Here is a 20,210-nt window from a genome sequence, read left to right on the forward strand (position 1 = left end):
AGCGACCATGACCATGAAAGTATACCTGTCCGGCGAAATCCACACGGATTGGCGCGAGCAGATCATCGAAGGTTCTAAAGACCTCGACCTGGCATTTTCCGCGCCCGTGACCGATCACGATGCGTCCGACGACTGCGGCGTAGCTATCCTTGGGGCTGAACCCAACAAGTTCTGGCATGATCACAAAGGCGCCAAGGTCAACGCGATCCGCACCCGTCATGGCATCGAAAACGCGGACATTGTTGTTGTTCGCTTTGGTGAAAAGTACAAACAGTGGAATGCCGCGTTTGACGCAGGCATGGCCGCGGCTTTGGGAAAATCACTGATCGTTCTTAGCCAACCCGACCACCAGCACCCCCTCAAAGAAGTGCACGCCGCGGCTCTGGCTGTGGCGCAGGAACCGCGGCAGGTCGTCGAGATCTTGAACTACGTCCTAACTGGAAAACTGCCAGAAAGCGGCGCCCTCGCGGCTGAGTAATTATCCATCGCGCGCCGGTATGTTCAGGCCTCGCTGAACCGCCGGACGCGCCAGGAAACGCTCAAGATAGGCCGGGACGTGGGTTAGATTGCCCCAACCCACCAAATCTTTGATGCCGTAGGCTTCCAACTGTCTAAGCCAGGGAGCAATCGCGATGTCGGCGATTGAATACTCACCCGCAATCCATTCTCGATCCGCTAACTTGCCTTCAAGCACCGCCAAAAGACGTTTCGCTTCGGTCTGAAATCGCTTGCGTGGGCGTGGGTCTTCGATCTCTTTGCCGGCGAATTTCACGAAATAACCAAGCTGCCCCAGCATCGGCCCTAACCCGCCCAACTGAAACATCAGCCACTTTAGAACGTCATACCTTGCGGCCCCTTCCGGCATCAGCTTACCGGTCTTTTCAGCCAGATAAATAAGGATCGTGCCGCTTTCAAAAAGCTCGACCATCTCGCCGTTCGGCCCATTTGGGTCGATCAGCGCGGGAATTTTGTTGTTTGGGTTCAGTGACAGAAACGCAGGGCTTTTGACGTCCGCATCGGACAGCGTCACCCGGTGCGCCTCATAGTCCAGCCCAAGCTCTTCCAGCGCAATTGAGACCTTAACGCCGTTCGCTGTTGGAAAACTGTAAAGTTGCATGACATGGGGCCGTGTCGCGGGCCACCGCTGCAAGATTGGGTGGCTGAAAACGGGGCTCTGGATATTCATGGTTCGGTCCTTGGAATATTACGCTGCGTTCAATGCAGCAGGTAGGCTCTTTGGAGCGCTTATTAACCCTAGAATATGTGCGCATTCGTGCTATCGGATGTGCGGGAATGATGTGACGGATGCGCACACCCGGGAACCAAGGCAAAATGAGGGTAAAAATGATCAAAGAATTCAAAGACTTCATCGCGAAGGGCAATGTCATGGACATGGCCGTGGGTATCATCATCGGCGCGGCGTTCACCGCGATTGTGGCATCGCTCGTTGGCGATCTTATCAACCCGCTTATCGGTCTTTTTACCGGCGGCGTGGACTTCACCAACAACTACGCTGTCCTTGCGGGTGACGTGGCAGAAGGGTCAAGCCTCGAAGCTGCACGCGAAGCCGGCGCGTCGGTTTTCGCCTATGGCGCGTTCATTATGGCCATCGTCAACTTCCTGATTATCGCTTGGGTCGTGTTCATTTTGGTTAAGACAGTGAACCGCGTGAAAGAATCTGCCGAGACTGAAGCAGAAGCACCCGCCGCCGAGGAGCCAAAGGGCCCAACGCAGGAAGAATTGCTTGCTGAAATCCGCGATGCGCTGAAGGCGCAAGCGTCCTAAGACGCCGCTAAAGATTGCAATGGGGGTCCGCTTCGGCGGGCCCTTTTTTATACCTAGTTTCTTGCTATTCTCTTCCAAATTTAGCATCGGAGCATCCCTATGACTGCAATACCCCCTGTCTGCGACTTCGGCTGGCCGGCGCCCGCGTTCCAACTGACCGGCACCGACGGCAAGACCTACTCGCTAGATGACCTGAAAGGGCTGAATGGCACTGTCGTTGTCTTCATGTGCAACCACTGCCCCTACGTTCTTGCGGTGCTTGATCGCATCATCCGCGATGCGCGCGAGTTGAGCGACCACGGCGTTGGGTTTGTCGCCATCGGTTCAAACGACGCGGCCATGTACCCCGCTGATAGCTTTGAAAACATGAAGAAAATGGCGGGAAGACACAGTTTTTCCTTCCCGTACCTTTACGATGAAGATCAAAGCGTCGCGCGCGCTTACGGTGCGGAATGCACGCCGGACTTTTTTGGCTTTAACGCTGATCTGACCCTGCAGTATCGCGGGCGCCTTGATGCGTCGCGCGCCAGTGCGGGACCTCCCGATCTGCGCCGTGATCTGTTTGAAGCAATGGTAAGGGTCGCAAATACGGGCACAGGCCCTGCTGATCAGATTGCCTCGATGGGGTGCTCGATTAAGTGGAGGGTGGCCTGATCACCCCCCAAAGCATCACAACTTCAATGCAAGCTGCGGCGACATCACATCAATCCCAAGCGCTTTTCCGACCGCGTAGTAAGTCAGATGTCCCGCGTGAACATTCAGACCGTTCAACAGATGCGTGTCATCTTCACAGGCCGCTTTCCAGCCCTTGTCGGCCAACGAAAGCATGTATGGCATGGTCGCATTGGTTAATGCGATGGTCGACGTCCGCGCAACGGCACCGGGCATATTCGCCACACAATAATGCATAATTCCGTCGACTTCATAGATCGGATCCTGGTGCGTCGTTGCCTTTGATGTCTCGAAGCACCCGCCCTGATCAATCGCCACATCAACGATTGCCGCGCCCGGCTTCATCGTCGACAAATCCGCGCGACTGACCAACTTCGGAGCCGCAGCGCCGGGGATCAAAACCGCGCCAATCACCATATCCGCGCTTGCCACCAATTCTGCCGTCGCTGCCGCACTTGCGTAGCGGTTCTTGAAGGTTCCGCCAAACACATCGTCAAGGTAACGCAACCGGGGGAGGGACCGATCCAGAATGGTCACGTCAGCGCCCATACCAGCGGCGATCTTCGCCGCATGCGTTCCCACAACGCCGCCGCCGATAACCACGACATTCGCCGGTCCAACGCCGGGAACGCCGCCCATCAAAACACCGCGTCCACCGTTCGCCTTTTGTAACGTCCATGCCCCAACCTGAGGCGCAAGCCGTCCGGCAACTTCTGACATGGGTGCCAGCAACGGCAATCCGCCACGCGCGTCGGTCACCGTCTCGTAGGCAATGCAGGTCGCGCCGCTGGCAATCAGGTCGCGGGTCTGGGCCGGATCAGGCGCAAGGTGCAGATAGGTGAACAAAACCTGACCCTCGCGCAGCATTGCGCGCTCGCCGGGCTGTGGTTCCTTGACCTTCACGATCATATCGGCGGTGGCAAAAATTTGCTCTGCTGTGTCCACGATCTCGGCGCCAACGGCGCGGTAATCGTCGTCGGTAAATCCGGCACCGCCGCCGCCACCAGCCTGCACGACCACTTCATGGCCATGTGCCACGGCCTCGCCAGCGGTCGACGGCGTCATGCCAACGCGAAATTCCTGTGGTTTGATCTCTTTTGGGCAACCGATTTTCATGATGTGTGTCCTTCTCCACTCACCCCTCATATGACGCATATTCACTGGAGAGAACGCGCCGATTTCTCTGGCTGTTTGCGGTAAAATCGGCAGAGTCTTCGATGTATATAGCAAATCACGATGGAATCATGCGCCATGATGGAAGTAGACGCGACAGATGCCCGTATCTTAACGGTCCTGCAAAGGAAGGGCCGCATTTCTAACGCCGACCTCTCCGACGAGGTCCATCTGTCCGCCTCGGCTTGTCACCGCCGGGTGCAACGGCTGGAAGAGGCCGGGATTATCCGGGACTACGTCGCCCTCCTTGATCCACGCAAACTTGGCCGTCCCACGGTGGTGTTCGTTGAAATCACGCTTTCGGGGCAGGCCGACGAAGTCCTCGACGCGTTTGAGCGCGAGGTACGCCTGGTTCCGGATGTACTTGAGTGCCACTTGATGGCCGGCAGCGCCGATTACCTGTTAAAAGTCGTGGCGCAAGACACTGAAGATTTCGCCCGCATCCACCGCCGTTACCTTGCCCGTCTTCCGGGAGTCGCTCAGATGCACTCGTCTTTCGCGCTTAGAACTGTGCGCCAGACAACCGCGCTTCCGGTCTAGGCCTCAAACCTCGATGATCTCGAAATCGTGGGTCACCGTGGCTGTCTTCTCAAGCATGCGCGTGGCCGAGCAATACTTGTCGACCGACAGATCAATTGCCCGCGCGACCTTCGCTTCCGACACATTCCGCCCCTTCACGACGAAATGCATGTGAATGCGGGTGAACACCCTCGGCACCTCACCGGCGCGATCCGCGTCCAGTTCCACAATCACATCGTCAATGTCCTGCCGCCCTTTCTCAAGGACTGACACCACATCAAACGCCGAACAGCCCCCGGCGCCGATCAGCACAAGCTCCATAGCACTTGGCCCCGGTTTTGGCCCATCGCCGGCACCCTGCCCAAAGGTCACGCGAAACCCGTCCTCGGTTTTGCCTTCAAAGGTGCGATTATCTGTCCAGGTGATAGTGGATTTCATAGGATTGGCCTCGGTGAGCTTTTCGAGAGGTATTTACGTTGCGACGGTGTTCGGGGCAAACCAAGAAATAGGGGATCGCCGGAGGGATCTCCGACCTTATGCCGCGCTTCGAATTTGACGTGCCGTGGCGGTGGGCCACGTCGCTTTTCAAGAACAGCGCCGGATTTGTACAAATGAAGCGTTGCAAGACTGCCCGAAGTCGCCTCAATTTTTTGGCCTTTGGTGTGATACCAATGGTGCATGTCATCATACATCTGTCGGATATCGCCGATGAACGAGTCCGGCTTTTGATACCCGCCTTCATGCGTGGACCAGCAGGTTGCGTGAAGATCGTCAATTGCATAGATGCCGCCGTCTTTCAGCAGCGGGAAAAGGACGTTCAGGGACGCCCGAATATTTTTCGAAACGAGGCTTCCATCGTCAAGCACAATGTCGATACCACCCATTTCCCCGACCACATCTTCGAGAAATTTGGGATCATCCCGCGACCCGATCCGGACCCGCCCGTCTAACCCGTTCATTGCGGCACAATTGGGATCAATATCGCCCCCAAAGATCACAGCCTCCGAGCCAAATTAGCGCCCCCAAAGCGACATCGGGCCTCCCGCAGAGACGTCAATTTCAAGAAGCCTGACCAGCCCGCACCGAAGCGGCGCAACATACCTCTCGTAGATAGGTAGGTAGATCGGTAGATAGTGATGCCATTTGTGGATGACCGGCCCCTCATGCGACCAGAATAATCCCTCAATGCCGGCCGGTCGCCTGCGCCGTCGGGCATGCCTTCTCTGTTGGCAAACCGTCCCATCCGTTTCTGGATTGCGGCGTTATCATCATTTCTGCTCGCCACGGCGTTGTTCTCCGATGTGCTGCCAGCTTGGGCAACACTGTTTGTCTTCATGTGGTGACCAGGCACTCGGCCCTGGCCGAAAGCGCGTCGACCCCGTCTTCAATTCTCTAAAATATCCGAGTGACCCTGTCCAGAAAGCGAGAACTGGTTTTCCAATCTCACCCCCTAAAAACAACAAACCCCCGAAGCAAAGCTGCGGGGGTCGTCATTGGCCGTTCCGAAGAACCGCCCAGTGCTAAACTGAAACGCTCAGACTATTCCCTCGCGCTGTGCCGCTTTACGGGCTAGCTTGCGGGCACGCCGGATGGCCTCGGCCTTCTGGCGCACGCGCTTTTCAGACGGTTTCTCGAAATGTTGCCGAAGCTTCATTTCACGGAAAACGCCCTCACGCTGCAGCTTTTTCTTCAGGGCACGAAGCGCCTGATCGACATTGTTGTCGCGAACACTGACCTGCATGTGGTTGTCACCACCTTTCTAAGTTAGAGTTGCAGAATTGCAGGAGGTGGCGATTTAGCATGGGCGGCCTAACTTGTCCACAATACCGACCACGTCAAAAGGGGACCAAACGATGACCGAAACCATCCGCGCACAGCTTCTTGACGCCATCCTCCCGCATGTGCCGTTCGACGGCTGGTCCGACGTCAGCTTTCATGCTGCCATCGCTGATCTTGGGATGGAAAAGGCGCTTGCGGATACGATCTGTCCACGCGGGGCGATGGACCTTGCGATCGCCTACCACCGCCGTGGTGACGCGGCGATGGTTGCCGCCATGAAGGCCTCCAACATGGCTGAAATGCGCTTTCGCGATAAGGTCGCGACCGCCCTGAAGCTGCGCGTCGAAGCGATGGATGACCGCGAAGCCGTCCGCCGTGCTTCTGCCCTTTTCGCTCTGCCACATAACGCCGTCGAGGGCGCCAAACTTATCTGGGAGACGGCTGACAAGGTCTGGACCGCGCTTGGCGATACCTCCAACGATGTGAATTGGTATACAAAGCGCGCGACGCTTTCGGGCGTCTGGGCCTCGACCGTGCTGTATTGGCTTGGCGATGACAGCCCGATGGCTGCCAATACGTCTGACTTCATCGACCGGCGCATCGACAACGTGATGCAAATTGAAAAAGCCAAGGCAAGCTTCAAGAAGACCCCGCTCGCCAAGCCGTTCATGTCCTTGCAGGACGTGATCTTCAGCAAGGTGAAAGCCCCTGATTTGTCGCCGCGTACTGATCTTCCGGGCCGCTGGAACAGGCCCGTAAACTAAGGCAGGTGACCTTTATGAACACCACAATGCGCGCGATCGAAATCAGTACCCTCGGCGGCCCCGAGGTCCTGACCCTTTGCGAGCGCCCGATCCCCGCGCCCGGTGTGGGCGAAGTCCTGATCCGGGTCGCCTACGCCGGCGTCAACCGTCCCGACGCCCTGCAACGCTCGGGCAGCTATGCGCCGCCACCCGGTGCCTCTGATCTTCCGGGCCTTGAGGCCTCGGGCCACATTAGCGCCATCGGCCCCGGCGTGGCGGCCTTGCGCGAAGGTGACGCCGTCTGCGCTCTTCTTCCCGGTGGGGGCTACGCCGAATACGTCACCACCCCCGCCAGCCACTGCCTACCGATCCCGTCGGGCATGCCCCTTGAACAAGCCGCCTGCCTGCCCGAAACCTTCTTCACCGTCTGGTCCAACGTGTTCATGGCGGGGGGGCTGAAAGCGGGTCAAACCTTCCTCGTTCACGGCGGCACGTCCGGCATTGGCACGACGGCGATCCAGCTTGCCCACCGCTTCGGTGCCCGCGTGTTTGCAAGCGCCGGATCATACGAAAAGGTCAAGGCCTGCGAATCCCTCGGCGCTGAGCGTGGTATCAACTATCGCGATGAAGATTTCGTCACAGTGATGACGGAGGCAGGCCGGGCCGATCTTATCCTCGACATGGTTGGCGGCAGCTACATTCCGCGCAACATCAAGTCGCTGAAAACCGGTGGCCGTCTGCAAATGATCGCCTTCCTCGACGGCCCAAAGGTCGAACTTAACTTCGCTGAAATAATGGTCCGTCGCCTCACCATCGGTGGCACCACACTTCGCCCGCAATCCGTCGCTGCCAAAGCTGCGATTGCTGAAGACCTGCGCGCCAAAGTCTGGCCGCTTCTCGACGCGGGCCGCATCCGCCCCGTCATAGATCGTGCCTTCCCGCTGGCAGATGCCGCTGCTGCCCACACCGCCCTGGAGGCCGATCACATCGGCAAAATCGTCATGTCCGTCAACGAAGGAGCCACCTCATGACCCTCATCCCCACATACGGCGTTATCCCAGCCCTTGGCTACGGCACCTTCAAGCGCAAAGGCGACGAGTGCCTCAGATGCGTCGACCATGCGGTGAACGTTGGTTATCGCCACTTCGACACTGCCGCATTCTATGAAAACGAAGTTGAAGTCGGCCAGGCTCTGCGCGGATCGTCCGCTTCCCGCGACGACCTCTTCGTCACAACGAAAGTCTGGTACGACCAGCTTGGTGCGGGCAAGGTCCGCGCCTCAACCGAGGCTTCTCTGGAACGCCTCGGAATGGGGTATGTCGACCTTCTTTTGATCCACTGGCCATCCCCGGATGACGAGGTTCCGCTTCAGCAGTACATGGAGGAAATCGTCTCCCTCAAAGCAGAAGGCCTGACGCGCAATATCGGTGTGTCGAACTTCACCAGGCGTCACATCGACGAGGCCATCGCCGCCATCGGAACCTCCGAAATTGCCACGAACCAGTGTGAAGTGAACGTGATGTTCCACAACGAACCTATCGTCACGCACTGCCAAAACGCAGGCATCCCGATGACGGCTTACCTGCCGCTCGCCAAAGGGGCTGCCTCATCAGGTTGCGAACTGGAACGCATCGCGGCCAAATATGGCGCTACCGCCGCACAGATTGCGCTTTCATGGCTTTTGGGCAAAGGCCACATCGCGATTCCGTCTTCGTCGAACACCACCCGGATCGAGCAAAACTTTCGCGCGGCTGATATTTCGCTTAGCCCGGGCGACACCGAAGCCCTCGATCAGATGAACGACGACCGCCGTGTCAGCCCGCTTTGGGCGCCTGATTGGGATATTGCCGGCTAGCGACCAGACGGCCTAGCGAATAGGTAAAAACAGCGCGTCCTGCATCGTGCAGTCCCGCGCCACAGACCCAGAACAGGCTCGCGGTTCCAGATCATGGGTCAGACAAATCCGCGCTTCGTGAATGCGTCCCGCCTTGCAGGTTATCGTCAAACCATCCGGCGACAGCCGGGCGTTGTCCTCCAAAAACGCAGCTTCAACCACCGACGCCGGCACCTCAACCGCTCGCGTCAAACGACGAAACACGTCCGGTCTCTGAACGCTCCCGTAAGCCTTGCGTGCCAATGCATAAAAATCCCGCGACGATAGCCCCGAACAGCGCCCGTGCTTGTTCCACTGATGCCAGGCTGACCCGCCGGATCCCATAATATCCGCCATCGCCGCCGTTTCCCGCCGCGACGGATTACGCTCGGACGTGTTGCAATAACTCGGCCAACCCTGTTCGAACTGCGGCCAAAGCCCATGCAGCACCCAGCCCAAGGCAGCTGTGTCATTGCATTGCGGGGACCCCCGGTCATCCCCCTCGAGCGCGCACCACGTCGGCGACCAGCTTAAGGCCAACACATAATAATCAAACTCGCCCGCCCGCTCACCGTCGGCAAAAGCAAACCCCGCCGACATCACCCACATCAAGACCCAACGCATTTGCTCTTCCCTCCGGACGAAAACGAGACTATGTCCCTGCCAACTTCCCCGAAATCGACGACCTGGTCCACCCGGACCGCCTGATTTCGCGGCGTGGGAAAGATGTGTCAGGAGAAACGTTCGTGAACAAACCGATCATGGCCAAAGCGACCGCCGTCTGGCTGGTTGATAATACAACGATCACCTTCAAACAGGTGGCCGATTTCTGCGATCTGCACGAGCTTGAAGTGCAGGGCATCGCCGATGGAGACGTAGCGCAGGGAGTGAAGGGGTTTGATCCCATCGCGAACAACCAGCTGACGCAGGAAGAGATCGACGCGGCCGAGAAAAGCCCGGCCCACGCGCTCAAGCTGAAATATAACGCGGCTGCTCTTGGCGAAGAAAAGCGCCGCGGCCCGCGCTATACGCCTTTGTCCAAGCGTCAGGACCGCCCGGCGGCGATCCTCTGGCTTGTGAAATTCCATCCGGAATTAACAGACGGTCAGATCTCGAAGCTTGTTGGTACCACGAAGCCGACGATCCTGTCGCTCCGTGAGCGCACGCACTGGAACATCTCGAACATTCAGCCCGTTGACCCGGTCGCGCTCGGTCTGACCAAGCAGTCCGAACTTGACGCGGCGGTTCAGAAAGCCAACCTGAAAAAAGCCAAAGAAGGCGGCGTCATGTCCGATGACGAGCGTCGCAAGCTGGTTTCGACCGAGCAATCGCTTGGCATGCCCGACGAGCCAAAAATCCCGACTGCCATTTCCGGGCTTGAAACGTTCACGCTTTCGGATCATGTCAAAGACGAGAAAAAGAGTGACCACCTCGACGCGGACAGTTTGTTCAATCTGCCCGACAACGATGAAGACGGTGACGACGAAAAGTCGTAAAAAGTTCCCTCGGCTGCCAATAGGCCCTCAGTCAATTACGACTGGGGGCCTTTTTTTTGGCAAAGCCTTCCTGCGGACGCAGTTCACCACGTTATCGCGCAACATTCTGAGAAAGAGGAACCGAAAGGTAAACGCCGAACTCCTGTCCTACGTCACAGCTGACACGCGCGTGGACGCGACCTTGCCGGTCCAGAAATCTCTGGTTGTCCTCAACCGGAAAAATCCCCTCGTGCCAAATGCCAGGATTGATATACAGCCCCGTCGATCCATCGCACCAGAATGCGATGACCTTCTCAGGTGCAAGATCATCACCGGGCAATGCAACTGGAACCACAAACGGCTTTTGTTCCAGAGGAAAAAACATCTGCCCACCGTCCGGGTGGTAATTCATATGCCACAAAAGGACCTTTTCCCTTGGGCAAGTGGCGGCTTCGACCGAGGCTTTTTGCGGATCCGTAGACCAGCCTAGAACATAGTTCCCGTTCACCGCTTCATTCGAGCCGTACAAGACATCGCCCTTCCAGTTTCCGTGAAAGACGCCTTCGACAAATCCACCCTCGTCGCCGGTGCCTTCGTCGATCGGCCGCCAGCCCTGTGCAGGCCAACGCACGATTTCGATGTCAAACGTATCAGGATTGTTTACGAGGCAGCCATACGCCTTGACGCTGTCTTTTGTCGCAACAATCAGCGGCACGTCGAATTGCGCAAGGGATGGCTTTTCCGACGCATCGAATATGTAGTTTGGGGATGATTGGGTCATGTCAGCCTCTCAATTAGAATAGCCTCGGTGCGCACCACACACCGAAAGAGCGCGCGGAGTGCCAATGCGTCGTCACTCTCTGCCACCCGCTGCCTAAAGCATCGCCTCCAGCAGCGTCCGGGTGTTGGCCCGCGTCATCTCGACCGGATTTCCGCCCGTCGACGGATCGCGTAACGCCGCATCCACAAGGGCCTCGATATCCGGGTCCGTCACTCCAAGGTCGGTCAGCGTTTTTGGGATGCCAAAACTGTCGTTGAATTCGTCCACAAAGGCGCGAAAGCCTTCAAAGCCACCCTCAATCCCCAGGTACCCCGCCGCGAGATCGAACCGGGTACGGATCGCATCTGCGTTGAATTTCAGCACTTCGGGCATACAGACTGCATTGGTCGTTCCGTGGTGCGTATGATGCACCGCGCCGACTGGATGACTAATCGCGTGGATCGCCCCAAGGCCCTTCTGAAACGCTGTCGCCCCCATCGCCGCCGCGCTCATCAAGTTGGCCCGTGCATCGATATCGCCGCCGTCCGCATAAGCCCGCGCCAGGTTGTCGATCACCAGCTTCATCCCTTCCAGGGCAATGCCCTGGCTCATCGGGTGATAAAGCGGGCTGGAATAGGCCTCGACACAATGGGCAAAAGCATCAAGGCCTGTCCCTGCCGTGATAAATTGCGGCATGCCCACCGTCAGTTCGGGGTCGCAGATGACGACGCTTGGCAGCATTTTGGGGTGAAAAATGATCTTCTTTTCGCGAAGCTCCGTGTTGGTGATGATCGACGCGCGCCCGACCTCTGACCCGGTGCCAGCGGTGGTCGGCACAGCGACAATCGGATGGATGCCCGCCGGATCAGCGCGGGTCCACCAGTCGCCCACATCCTCGAAATCCCACAAGGGGCGGGTTTGCCCTGCCATAAAGGCGATGGTTTTCGCCAGATCCAATCCCGAGCCGCCGCCGAAAGCAATTACCCCGTCAAAGCCGCCCTCGCGGTAGACCTGCAAGCCGTCGTTCACGTTCATATCTGTCGGGTTCGCATCAACCCGCGAAAACATCGCGCGCCCAAAGGCTTCGGCCTCCAGAAAATCCAGAGTCCTTGCCGTGATATCCATCGTCGCAAGGCCACGGTCCGTGATCAGAAGGGGGCGGGTGATGCCAGCGGCCATGCAGGCGCCGCCAATCTCAGCAATGCGGCCTGCGCCGAAGCGGATCGCGGTCGGATAGGACCAGTTGCCAGTCAATTTCATATCAGTTCTTCCGCAAATGATAAGATTTCGGCCGCGTCAAAGATTGATAGGCCAGTGTTGAGAGCCCCGCGCCACGCCCGGTGTCCTTGCATCCTGTCCAGCACAGCGCCGGGTCCAGATAATCGCAGCGGTTCATGAACACGGTGCCGGTTTCGATAAGATCACCGATCCGTTCAGCGGCGTGCGCATCCTTTGTCCAAACGCTCGCCGTCAGCCCGAAATTGGTGTCGTTCATCAGGCGCACGGCCTCGAAATCATCCCCGACGGGCATGATCCCTACCACCGGTCCGAACGTCTCTTCGCGCATCACCCGCATGTCATGGGTGACGCCCGTCAGCACCTGAGGCGTCACATAGGGGCCCACGCCATCATCTGCCGCCTTTTGTGGCACATGCGCAGTCGCGCCGTCCCTCACAGCATCGGCTACCTGTCCACGCACCACATCGGCAAAGCGCTGGTTCGCCATCGGCCCGAGCGTCGTTTCTGGGTCAAGCGGGTTGCCAAGCTTCAGCGCCTTGGCCCAGATCACGGCCTTTTCGACGAAGGCTGGAAACAGCGATTGTTCGACATAAATCCGCTCGATCCCGCAACAACACTGACCGGCATTGAAGATCGCACCGTCCATCAGCGTATCCACCGCGGCATCCAGATTGGCATCGATGCGCACATACCCTGGATCCTTGCCGCCAAGTTCGGTCGAAACCGGAATGAACGTACCCGCAGCCGCCCGCTCCATCGCCTGACCGCCGCCAACCGAGCCGGTGAAATTAACGAAATCCACAGCCCGCTCCGAGATCAGGGCGCTCGTCGTGTCATGATCCAGAATTACGTTCTGAAACACCTCTTTCGGAACGCCCGCTTGGTGAAACGCCTCGGCCAGACGTTCGCCCACCTGAAGCGTTTGCGCGGCGTGTTTCAACATCACCGTATTGCCCGCAATCAGCGCCGGCGCGATGGTATTGATCGCCGTCATATAGGGATAATTCCACGGAGCGACGACCAGAACCACACCCCACGGCACACGCTTTATCACCCGTCGGAATGTGTCGCTGTCCTCGATCACATCGTCCGCGAGGCCCTCTTCCGCGATCTTCGCCATGTACTGCGCGCGCTCGTTAAACCCGCCAAACTCGCCGCCATATCGAATGGGTCGCCCCATCTGATGCGCCAGTTCAAGCGCCATGCGATCGGTGCTCTGCCCGACGATCTCGACGGCTTTCAGCACCAGATCGACGCGTTCGCGAACCGGACGCCCGGCCCAGGACCCCCGTGCCGCCTGTCGCGCACGGCGGGCCGCCGCAAAGGCATCGTCGCGCGAAAGCGGCGAGCGGGTCAGATAGACGGACCCGTCGATGGGCGATATCAACTTGATTTCATTTGTCATTTTTTCATTCACGGTTCGTTTCTGATATAGGCTGTGAAATACGCATCGATGCGAGACCGTATCGCTCCCCGGTCGGTCATGCTCGTTCAAATCCCCGCGCAACTTCCCAATCGGTAACAACCTTGTCGAACTCTTCCTGTTCGACTTCCGCCGCGCGTGTATAGTGATCTACCACCCAGTCTCCCATCTGTGCACGCAGCATCGAAGACCCGCGCAATGTCTCGGTCGCCGCCCGCAGGGTCGATGGGATCTCAGGCACGTCGTCCATGCTATAAATGTCGCCCTGGATAGGATCGCTCAACGACAACTCCTCTTCGATGCCGGTTAGGCCGGCCGCAAGCTGCGCCGCGCAGGCAAGGTACGGGTTGATGTCCGAACCGGGTATCCGACACTCGATCCGCACGCCTTTGGTGCCATCACCCACAAGGCGGTAGCCTGCCGTGCGATTGTCTATAGACCACGCAATCTTCGTCGGCGCAAAGGTGCCGGGTAGGAAGCGTTTGTAGCTGTTCACATAAGGCGCCATGAAGAACGTGACATCCGCGGAGTATTTCAAAAGTCCGGCAACATAGGACTTCATCGTGTCCGACATCGCCAGAGCAGTACCTGCTGCGTGAAAGGCATTCTCGCTGCCCTTGAACAGCGACTGATGGATATGCGCCGCCGAGCCCACCTTCGCGTGATGCCACTTTGGCATGAACGTCGCGGCGTGGCCCTTGGCGTTGGCGATCTCCTTGATTGCCTGCTTGGCGATTGTGTGGTGGTCGGCCGCCAGCATCGCTGTCGCATAGCGAATGTTCAATTCGCCCTGTCCGGTTTCCGCCTCGCCCTTAGAGTTTTCGACCGGCACGCCCGCCGCGACCAGCAGATTGCGGATCGGCCGCATGACATGCTCTTCTTTCGTCGTCTGAAGAATATGGTAGTCTTCGTTATATCCACTGATCGGCGTGAGATCACGAAAACCAGCGCGTCGGATATCGTCGAAGCTTTGTTCAAACAGAAAAAACTCCAGCTCGGTCGCCATATTGGGCGTGAACCCCATCGCCTCGGCGCGTTTGATCTGCTCTTTCAAGATCTGACGTGGCGCGTGGGGCACGGGCTCGTGGGTGTGATGATCGATAAGGTCACACAAAACCAAAGCGGTTCCTTCAAGCCACGGAATGCGGCGCAATGTCGATAGATCGGGCTTCATTACATAGTCGCCATAGCCCGCTTCCCACGATGTTGCGGCAAAGCCATCGGGCGTGTTCATTTCGATATCGGTGGCCAGCAAGTAATTGCAGCAGTGCGTTTCGTTGTATCCCGATTCAAGAAAATTCGAGACATGGAAGCGCTTGCCCATCAGGCGGCCTTGCATGTCGATCAAACAGACAAGTACGGTATCGATAGTGCCCTGGGCCGCGTCTTCTTTCAGCGCGTCAAACGTCAGATTGGCAGTCATGTGGTCCCCCTGCGAGATTAAGTCGTTGCTTCATTCAAATCAGTGATGAGCCGCGTTTCAAGAATCTGCCCGTTCCGATACAAAATCGGATAGGCGATGGCGGCAAGATGGCCATAAAGTTCGCGCAGTGCACGCAGAGTTTCCAGATGGACATCGCTTGAGGCAAAGCTGTCGGTTTCGCCGGTTTCAAGCCGCTTTAGATGTGCTTTGCGGCTGGCGCGTTCGCGGCGTTTGACCTCGGCCTTGTCCAGCACGAGTCGACGTGCGGCTTCGATGTCGTCGACAAGAAGCACATGACGAGCAAGTCCGAACCCCGCCAGCACCAGCGCATGCAGACGCGTCAACTCGTCCTGTCCGGGGGGCGAAAAGCGCGCGCCTGTCTCTGACTTTTCGCGGGCAAGATCGGTCATGCGCTTGGACACGAGATCGCCGGCTGCCTCGACACGGATGGCGTATTCCAACAACGCGCGGGATTGTTTGAGTTGCGGCTTTTCGAATTGGTCACGCGCGTTTTCAGCCATAAACCGGCGCAGATTGGTATAAAGGGTGTTCACAAGTTCATCGCGATCGCGGATAGCCTTCAGCTCGGCGGGGGTCGCTGTGTCGTAAAGCGCCAGAATTGGGCGGTACATGCGCTCGACTTCTTGCAGCATTTGCAGAATTTCCTGCCGAATTGCGGACAAGGCCAGCGGCGGTGCATCCGCATTCGACTGATCAAGCGCGCTCAGAGGATTTCTGCTCGGGGGCGTCATTTCTTTCTCGTGCCTGGTGGCGGGGATCAGCGCAGAAACCGGCTTTTCGAAAACGCCCGCAATTGGCACAAAAAGCAACACAAGCAGCGTGTTGAACCCGATGTGTAAGACGATCAGAGACGCCGCTGGACTGAAAACAAGAAGAAATTCAACTAAGTCGAAGGCATGGACGGCATACAGCGCTGTCAATGCTGCAAGGCCGCGCAGGATGGCGTTGGCGAGGGGGATACGTTTTGGTTCGGCGGCCATGTCGCGGGTCAACCAAACCGGAATAAGCGCGCTTCCAAGGTTCGCACCGATCACAAGCGAAACTCCGGCAGCAAAGGGCAGGGCCGTGGTCGCTACGAGGGCGGCGACCATCAAGATCGTTGCAACACTGGAATGCAGTAAAAACGCCAACGCCGCACCGATCAGAAAGCCTGTAAGGCTATCTGCCGCGATATAGGCAGCGATTGCTGGCAAGAATTCAGCTTCCCGCAGCGGTGCAACTGCATCACGCAACAGACTAAGCGACACCAGAATGAGCGCCAGCCCAAGAATTATACGCCCAACATGCTGGATGTCGGGCCGCTCGATTTTCAGGTAAAGCCACCCACCGACGACCAACAGAATTGGCTGCAGCCACGTCAGGTCAAAAGACAGAAATTGAATAACCAGCGCCGACCCCAGATCCGCGCCTAAAAGTGCCGCCAATCCAGTGGGAAAACTCAACATTCCCGTCGCAGCGAATCCGCTCAGCAAAAGCGCAACGGCGGCCGAACTTTGAAGCACCACCGCAAGCATAAGTCCTGACCCGGCGGCCGTAACATTTGAACCATGCCCGGTCAGATATCGGATAAAATACTGACCAAACCGACGCTCGATTCCTGTCCGCACAAGACGCACAGAAAACAATAGCAGCATCACAGCTGCAAAAATCTGAAGAACAAAACCGGCCATAGCCATCAGCGAAAATTCCAGAATTTGAAAGGCCCCGGCAATATGCCGGAGCCTTTGTTTGTGAGCAGATCAGGTATAGCGGTAAGAACGTCCTGCGGCCTCCATATCAGCGGTATATTTCTTTAAGATCTCGACTACCTTTGCCTTCTTCGGGCTTTCTGCGGCGATCTCGTCCCAGAATACTCTGGTATGCGATTCCGCTGTCGCCCATTCCTCGTCCGGTATCGTGGTCAACTGCATCTTGGTGCCGTTGACGCGCAAATTTGCTTCGCGGGACCAATAGCAATGCTGGCGATAGTAATGCGACTGTTCGCAGCAAACCGGGAACAGCGTCTGAAGGTCCTCAGGTAGCTCATACCAGCGATTCATGTTTGCAATAAAGGGCCCGATCCACGTACCTGAGGTATTGTTGGTCAGGACGTAATTCGTCACATCAACCCAACCAACAGTATAGTCCTTGGTGATGCGCGCCGCACGCTCAGCCTCGGACGGGTCCAGGTTGCCCGCGACCAAGATTTTTTCCGACATTTCGGTCATCGCATCTGGCGCGTCCGAGGGTCGGCTGCAGTCGTACACCAGCCGCGAAACCCGCGCATTCAGCGTCCCCGCCAATGCACGCGTCAATTCCAAAGCGCCGATATCCCATGCGGCGTGACTTAACCGATCGCCTGCCGCCAGCCCTGGACTATTCAGGGAGGGAGGAATGGCAGGGCTGGCGTGTTCGCAGACAAGCCAGATATCTGCCGACCCCGAGGGGTTAATCACCTCGGCCACCGGGCCTTCATCGGAAGCCAGAATCGAAGGCAGAATTACACGGGTCACGACCCCTATTAGCTACAAAGTAATAGAATCTGTCAAGAAACTCCCGTAGACGAAGCTACGGTCGACATATACGCTGTAACAAAAGCTACAGAATTGGGCGCCGCCGTGAAACAGCCCCGGATCGTCAAAGATCTGATCCAGGACCAGACCGCCAGCCTCACCCCGGCGGACCGACAGGTGAGCGACGTCCTCTTGCGCGACTACCCGGTCGCGGGCCTGAAATCGATCACCAAGATCGCCGATGCGGCCGGGGTGTCTACGCCAACCGTGATCCGCCTCGCCCGCAAGCTTGGCTTCGAAGGGTTCCCAGAACTTCAGGACGCCCTGCGCGACGAAGCCTCGGCCCGCATCAAGCAACCGATCCGCAAGCACGAGCGATGGCCCGAGGACCGCGGCGACAGCCCGAGGTTCCGCGACTTCGCAGAAGCGGTATTTGACAACCTCAGCGCCACAATCGATCGGCTCGATCCCGCAACCTTCGACAAAATCGCGCGTGTCCTGAACGACCGCCGCCGTCGCATCTTCCTCACGGGCGGTCGCATCACCCGCTCCAATGCCGATTACTTCTACAACCACCTGCAAATCATCCGTCCCGGTGTCACGCTCCTAAGCCAGTCCCCAAACGTCTGGCCGCAATACCTCCTGGATATGAACGGCCGCGCAGTACTGATCCTGTTCGACGTTCGTCGCTACGAACGCGACCTCGCGCGGCTTGCGCAACTCGCGAAAGACCGCGGCGCAGTGATTATCCTTTTCACGGATCAATGGGGTTCGCCGATCTCCAAAATTGCCGACCATGTTGTTAACGCGATGATCGAAGTGCCGTCCAGCTGGGATTCCACCATCGCGATCAACCTGATCATCGAGGCCTTGATCGCCGAAGTCCAAAGCCGTCGCTGGGATGCCGCCAAAGACCGGATCGAGGCCTTGGAAGACATGTTCAAATCCACCCGGATTTTTCGCAAGAAACCCTGACGTCGTGGCGCTTTGGCCAATAAAAAGACATCTCAGCAGGCATCCTTTCAAAAATACTTCGGGAGGGTCCGGGCGGGCAGCGCCCTTCACGTCACTCGGCGCGCAAAGCGCGGCGTAACGTCAACTGTTGCCAACAGCCGCTTCCACAATCCCAAGCGCGCGGTCCAGATCATCCTGTGCAATCGTCATCGGCGGCGACAATGTCAGGACATTCCCCGCACTGATCTTAAAGCTCAGCCCTTCCGCAAGGCAGGCGTAGTACACTGCTTCGGCCCGGGGCGCGTCCGGCGTCCGGCTGTCACGGTCTGTCACGATCTCGACTCCGAACATGCAGCCCCGCCCCCGTATATCGCCCACATGGGCACTCTGACCAAGGCTCTCGCGCAACCGGTCCATCGCCCGATCTCCAAGCCGGGCCGCCCGCGCGACCAGCCCCTCATCTTCGATAATATCAAGCGTCGTCAATGCCGCCCGCGCTGTCACAGGGTTCTTTTCATGGGTGTAATGTCCAATGGCAAAATCACCCGCGACGTCCAAGTCTGCCCGCGCAATGACAGCCGCAATCGGAAGAACGCCACCCCCAAGCGCCTTTCCTACGACGATGATATCCGGAGTGATCCCGTCATGATCGTGGGCAAAGAACTTACCCGTTTTTCCCAGACCTGTCGGGATCTCATCCATGATCAGCAGCGTCTTGTTGGCCCGACAGGTCGCCTCGACCGCCTGCCAATACCCCGTCGGAGGCACCACCGGCACCGCGCGCATCGGCTCTCCGATCACTGCCGCCGTATCCCCCTCGCGGGCCAACACAAAGTCGACCATATTCGCGCAGGCCAAACCGCATGTCTCCGGCCCTGGATGCCCGTAGGCGCAATGATAACAATGAAACGGCGCCAGATGCTCGGCCCCCGGCAAAAGTGGCCCCGCGATATGGCTGCGAAACGTGGCCTCGCCACCCACCGATGACGCCCCAAATCCTGCCCCGTGAAACGCGTCCCAAAAACTGAGCGTCTTGAACCGCCCGGTCGCCGCGCGTGCGATTTTCATCGCGACCTCAACCGCGTCCGACCCACCGGTGGTGAACAACACTTTTGCCGGCCACGGCGCCAGGTCTCCCAACCGCTCGGCCAGTTGTGTCGATACGTCATTGGTGAAGCGCCGCGGAGAAAAGGGCAGGGCGTCCAGCTGGTCCTTGATCGCCATGATCAGGCGCGGATGCCCATAGCCGATGTGATGGACAGAATTGCCATGGAAATCCATGAATCGCCGCCCGGCCGTGTCCTCGATCCAGATACCTTCGGCTTTCGCAATGGTCGACACACATGGCGACGACAGCGACTGATGCAAAAACGCGCCCGAGTCCCGCTTCAAAAGGTCATTGGTGGGTCCGTCAGTCTCCCGCGCCGACCAAGCAGCGCGGGCTTTCGATGTATTCGCTTCGCCCTCGGTATGATGGGACATGCGCCCTAGTTCGGCCAGGGCAGCGAGTATGTTTTCACGTTGGTGAAGAACTTCATCGCCTCAATCACCCCTTCTTTCACACCATTGCCCGAGTCCTTGATACCACCAAACGGGGACATCTCGATACGGTAACCGGGCTGCTCCCAGATATTGCAGGTACCAACATTCAGGCCGTTGATAAAGGCAATCGCACGGTTCAGATCGTTGGTGCAGACACCCGAAGACAGGCCGAACTCGGTCGAATTCGAGATCGCCATGACCTCGATATCATTGTCGGGTACCCGGACTATCGGTATGATGGGACCAAAGGTTTCTTCCATCACCAACTCGCTGTCATGGGGTACGTGGTCCACAACAATCGGCGGCAACAGCGCCCCCTCGCGGCCCGGATGAGAAA

General features: G+C 58.0%; 23 protein-coding genes. 9 read left to right on the plus strand and 14 right to left on the minus strand.

Going from position 1 to position 20,210, the window contains the following annotated elements:
- Window positions 1-7 precede the first annotated feature (7 nt).
- Window positions 8-478: a YtoQ family protein gene (locus AC221Y_RS01965; protein ID WP_299749882.1), complete on the plus strand. Its 471-nt coding sequence runs from the start codon at window positions 8-10 to the stop codon at window positions 476-478.
- On the opposite strand, the gene AC221Y_RS01970 is transcribed toward AC221Y_RS01965, so the two are convergent.
- Complete coding sequence (locus AC221Y_RS01970) at window positions 479-1,186, minus strand: glutathione S-transferase N-terminal domain-containing protein (RefSeq protein WP_299749879.1); 708 nt, start codon at window positions 1,184-1,186, stop codon at window positions 479-481. It lies immediately after the preceding gene.
- A 158-nt stretch (window positions 1,187-1,344) separates the two neighbouring features.
- Here AC221Y_RS01970 and mscL point away from each other — a divergent pair, with 158 nt between their 5' ends.
- Complete coding sequence (mscL, locus tag AC221Y_RS01975) at window positions 1,345-1,785, plus strand: large conductance mechanosensitive channel protein MscL (RefSeq protein WP_299749876.1); 441 nt, start codon at window positions 1,345-1,347, stop codon at window positions 1,783-1,785.
- 99 nt (window positions 1,786-1,884) lie between these two features.
- Entirely contained in the window at window positions 1,885-2,439 is a 555-nt protein-coding gene (locus AC221Y_RS01980) for a thioredoxin family protein (RefSeq protein ID WP_299749873.1), read from the plus strand.
- 15 nt (window positions 2,440-2,454) lie between these two features.
- Here the strand turns inward: AC221Y_RS01980 and ald are convergent, their stop codons facing one another.
- A complete protein-coding gene (gene ald / locus AC221Y_RS01985; RefSeq protein ID WP_486706699.1) occupies window positions 2,455-3,573 on the minus strand; it encodes an alanine dehydrogenase in 1,119 nt (372 codons plus the stop codon).
- Window positions 3,574-3,711: 138 nt separating this feature from the next.
- Between ald and AC221Y_RS01990 the strand changes: the two genes are divergently transcribed.
- Window positions 3,712-4,170 (plus strand): Lrp/AsnC family transcriptional regulator, encoded by a 459-nt coding sequence (locus tag AC221Y_RS01990; RefSeq protein WP_299754575.1) that lies wholly within the window; start codon window positions 3,712-3,714, stop codon window positions 4,168-4,170.
- 3 nt (window positions 4,171-4,173) lie between these two features.
- Here AC221Y_RS01990 and AC221Y_RS01995 read toward each other — a convergent pair whose 3' ends face one another.
- The 3 genes from AC221Y_RS01995 to rpsU form a co-directional block, all read right to left on the minus strand.
- Window positions 4,174-4,587 carry an OsmC family protein gene (locus tag AC221Y_RS01995; protein ID WP_299754571.1) on the minus strand — a complete coding sequence of 138 codons (414 nt, stop codon included), beginning with the start codon at window positions 4,585-4,587 and terminating at the stop codon, window positions 4,174-4,176.
- Window positions 4,584-5,147, minus strand: coding sequence for a class I SAM-dependent methyltransferase (locus AC221Y_RS02000; RefSeq protein WP_299754573.1), 564 nt, complete (start codon window positions 5,145-5,147; stop codon window positions 4,584-4,586). The genes AC221Y_RS01995 and AC221Y_RS02000 overlap by 4 nt, the downstream gene beginning before the upstream one ends.
- A gap of 536 nt (window positions 5,148-5,683) precedes the next feature.
- Window positions 5,684-5,890 carry a 30S ribosomal protein S21 gene (gene rpsU, locus AC221Y_RS02005; RefSeq protein WP_486706700.1) on the minus strand — a complete coding sequence of 69 codons (207 nt, stop codon included), beginning with the start codon at window positions 5,888-5,890 and terminating at the stop codon, window positions 5,684-5,686.
- A gap of 112 nt (window positions 5,891-6,002) precedes the next feature.
- On the opposite strand from rpsU, the gene AC221Y_RS02010 reads away from it, so the two are divergent.
- The 3 genes from AC221Y_RS02010 to AC221Y_RS02020 are packed head-to-tail and all read left to right on the plus strand — an operon-like array spanning window position 6,003 to window position 8,526.
- Entirely contained in the window at window positions 6,003-6,692 is a 690-nt protein-coding gene (locus AC221Y_RS02010; RefSeq protein WP_299752504.1) for a COQ9 family protein, read from the plus strand.
- Window positions 6,693-6,706: 14 nt separating this feature from the next.
- The gene (locus AC221Y_RS02015) at window positions 6,707-7,702 is read left to right on the plus strand and encodes an NAD(P)H-quinone oxidoreductase (RefSeq protein ID WP_299752501.1); all 996 of its coding nucleotides are present in this window, start codon (window positions 6,707-6,709) and stop codon (window positions 7,700-7,702) included.
- A complete protein-coding gene (locus AC221Y_RS02020; RefSeq protein ID WP_299752498.1) occupies window positions 7,699-8,526 on the plus strand; it encodes an aldo/keto reductase in 828 nt (275 codons plus the stop codon). The genes AC221Y_RS02015 and AC221Y_RS02020 overlap by 4 nt, the downstream gene beginning before the upstream one ends.
- Before the next feature lie 12 nt (window positions 8,527-8,538).
- Here the strand turns inward: AC221Y_RS02020 and AC221Y_RS02025 are convergent, their stop codons facing one another.
- Window positions 8,539-9,168 (minus strand): ribonuclease T2 family protein, encoded by a 630-nt coding sequence (locus tag AC221Y_RS02025; protein WP_486706701.1) that lies wholly within the window; start codon window positions 9,166-9,168, stop codon window positions 8,539-8,541.
- Between the two features lie 122 nt (window positions 9,169-9,290).
- On the opposite strand from AC221Y_RS02025, the gene AC221Y_RS02030 reads away from it, so the two are divergent.
- On the plus strand, window positions 9,291-10,040 hold the full coding sequence (locus AC221Y_RS02030; protein ID WP_299752492.1) for a DUF1013 domain-containing protein: 750 nt from the start codon (window positions 9,291-9,293) through the stop codon (window positions 10,038-10,040).
- Window positions 10,041-10,131: 91 nt separating this feature from the next.
- Here AC221Y_RS02030 and AC221Y_RS02035 read toward each other — a convergent pair whose 3' ends face one another.
- From AC221Y_RS02035 to AC221Y_RS02060, 6 genes are all read right to left on the minus strand, one after another.
- Complete coding sequence (locus AC221Y_RS02035; protein ID WP_299752489.1) at window positions 10,132-10,800, minus strand: ureidoglycolate lyase; 669 nt, start codon at window positions 10,798-10,800, stop codon at window positions 10,132-10,134.
- A 93-nt stretch (window positions 10,801-10,893) separates the two neighbouring features.
- A complete protein-coding gene (locus AC221Y_RS02040; RefSeq protein ID WP_299752486.1) occupies window positions 10,894-12,039 on the minus strand; it encodes an iron-containing alcohol dehydrogenase in 1,146 nt (381 codons plus the stop codon).
- Between the two features lies 1 nt (window position 12,040).
- Window positions 12,041-13,423, minus strand: coding sequence for an aldehyde dehydrogenase family protein (locus AC221Y_RS02045; protein ID WP_486706702.1), 1,383 nt, complete (start codon window positions 13,421-13,423; stop codon window positions 12,041-12,043).
- Between the two features lie 76 nt (window positions 13,424-13,499).
- Window positions 13,500-14,864 carry a glutamine synthetase family protein gene (locus AC221Y_RS02050; RefSeq protein ID WP_299757467.1) on the minus strand — a complete coding sequence of 455 codons (1,365 nt, stop codon included), beginning with the start codon at window positions 14,862-14,864 and terminating at the stop codon, window positions 13,500-13,502.
- A 17-nt stretch (window positions 14,865-14,881) separates the two neighbouring features.
- Window positions 14,882-16,555, minus strand: coding sequence for a Na/Pi cotransporter family protein (locus tag AC221Y_RS02055; RefSeq protein ID WP_486706703.1), 1,674 nt, complete (start codon window positions 16,553-16,555; stop codon window positions 14,882-14,884).
- Window positions 16,556-16,624: 69 nt separating this feature from the next.
- The gene (locus AC221Y_RS02060; RefSeq protein WP_486706704.1) at window positions 16,625-17,377 is read right to left on the minus strand and encodes an N-formylglutamate amidohydrolase; all 753 of its coding nucleotides are present in this window, start codon (window positions 17,375-17,377) and stop codon (window positions 16,625-16,627) included.
- A 105-nt stretch (window positions 17,378-17,482) separates the two neighbouring features.
- Between AC221Y_RS02060 and AC221Y_RS02065 the strand changes: the two genes are divergently transcribed.
- Complete coding sequence (locus AC221Y_RS02065) at window positions 17,483-18,352, plus strand: MurR/RpiR family transcriptional regulator (protein WP_299752223.1); 870 nt, start codon at window positions 17,483-17,485, stop codon at window positions 18,350-18,352.
- A gap of 120 nt (window positions 18,353-18,472) precedes the next feature.
- Here the strand turns inward: AC221Y_RS02065 and pbfA are convergent, their stop codons facing one another.
- Together pbfA and AC221Y_RS02075 are read right to left on the minus strand one after the other, a co-directional pair.
- The gene (gene pbfA / locus AC221Y_RS02070; RefSeq protein WP_486706705.1) at window positions 18,473-19,813 is read right to left on the minus strand and encodes a (R)-1-hydroxy-2-aminoethylphosphonate ammonia-lyase; all 1,341 of its coding nucleotides are present in this window, start codon (window positions 19,811-19,813) and stop codon (window positions 18,473-18,475) included.
- 5 nt (window positions 19,814-19,818) lie between these two features.
- On the minus strand, window positions 19,819-20,210 hold a 392-nt coding region (locus AC221Y_RS02075), incomplete at its 5' end, for an aldehyde dehydrogenase family protein (RefSeq protein WP_486706706.1).

The sequence above is a fragment of the Boseongicola sp. genome (genome assembly GCF_057460485.1).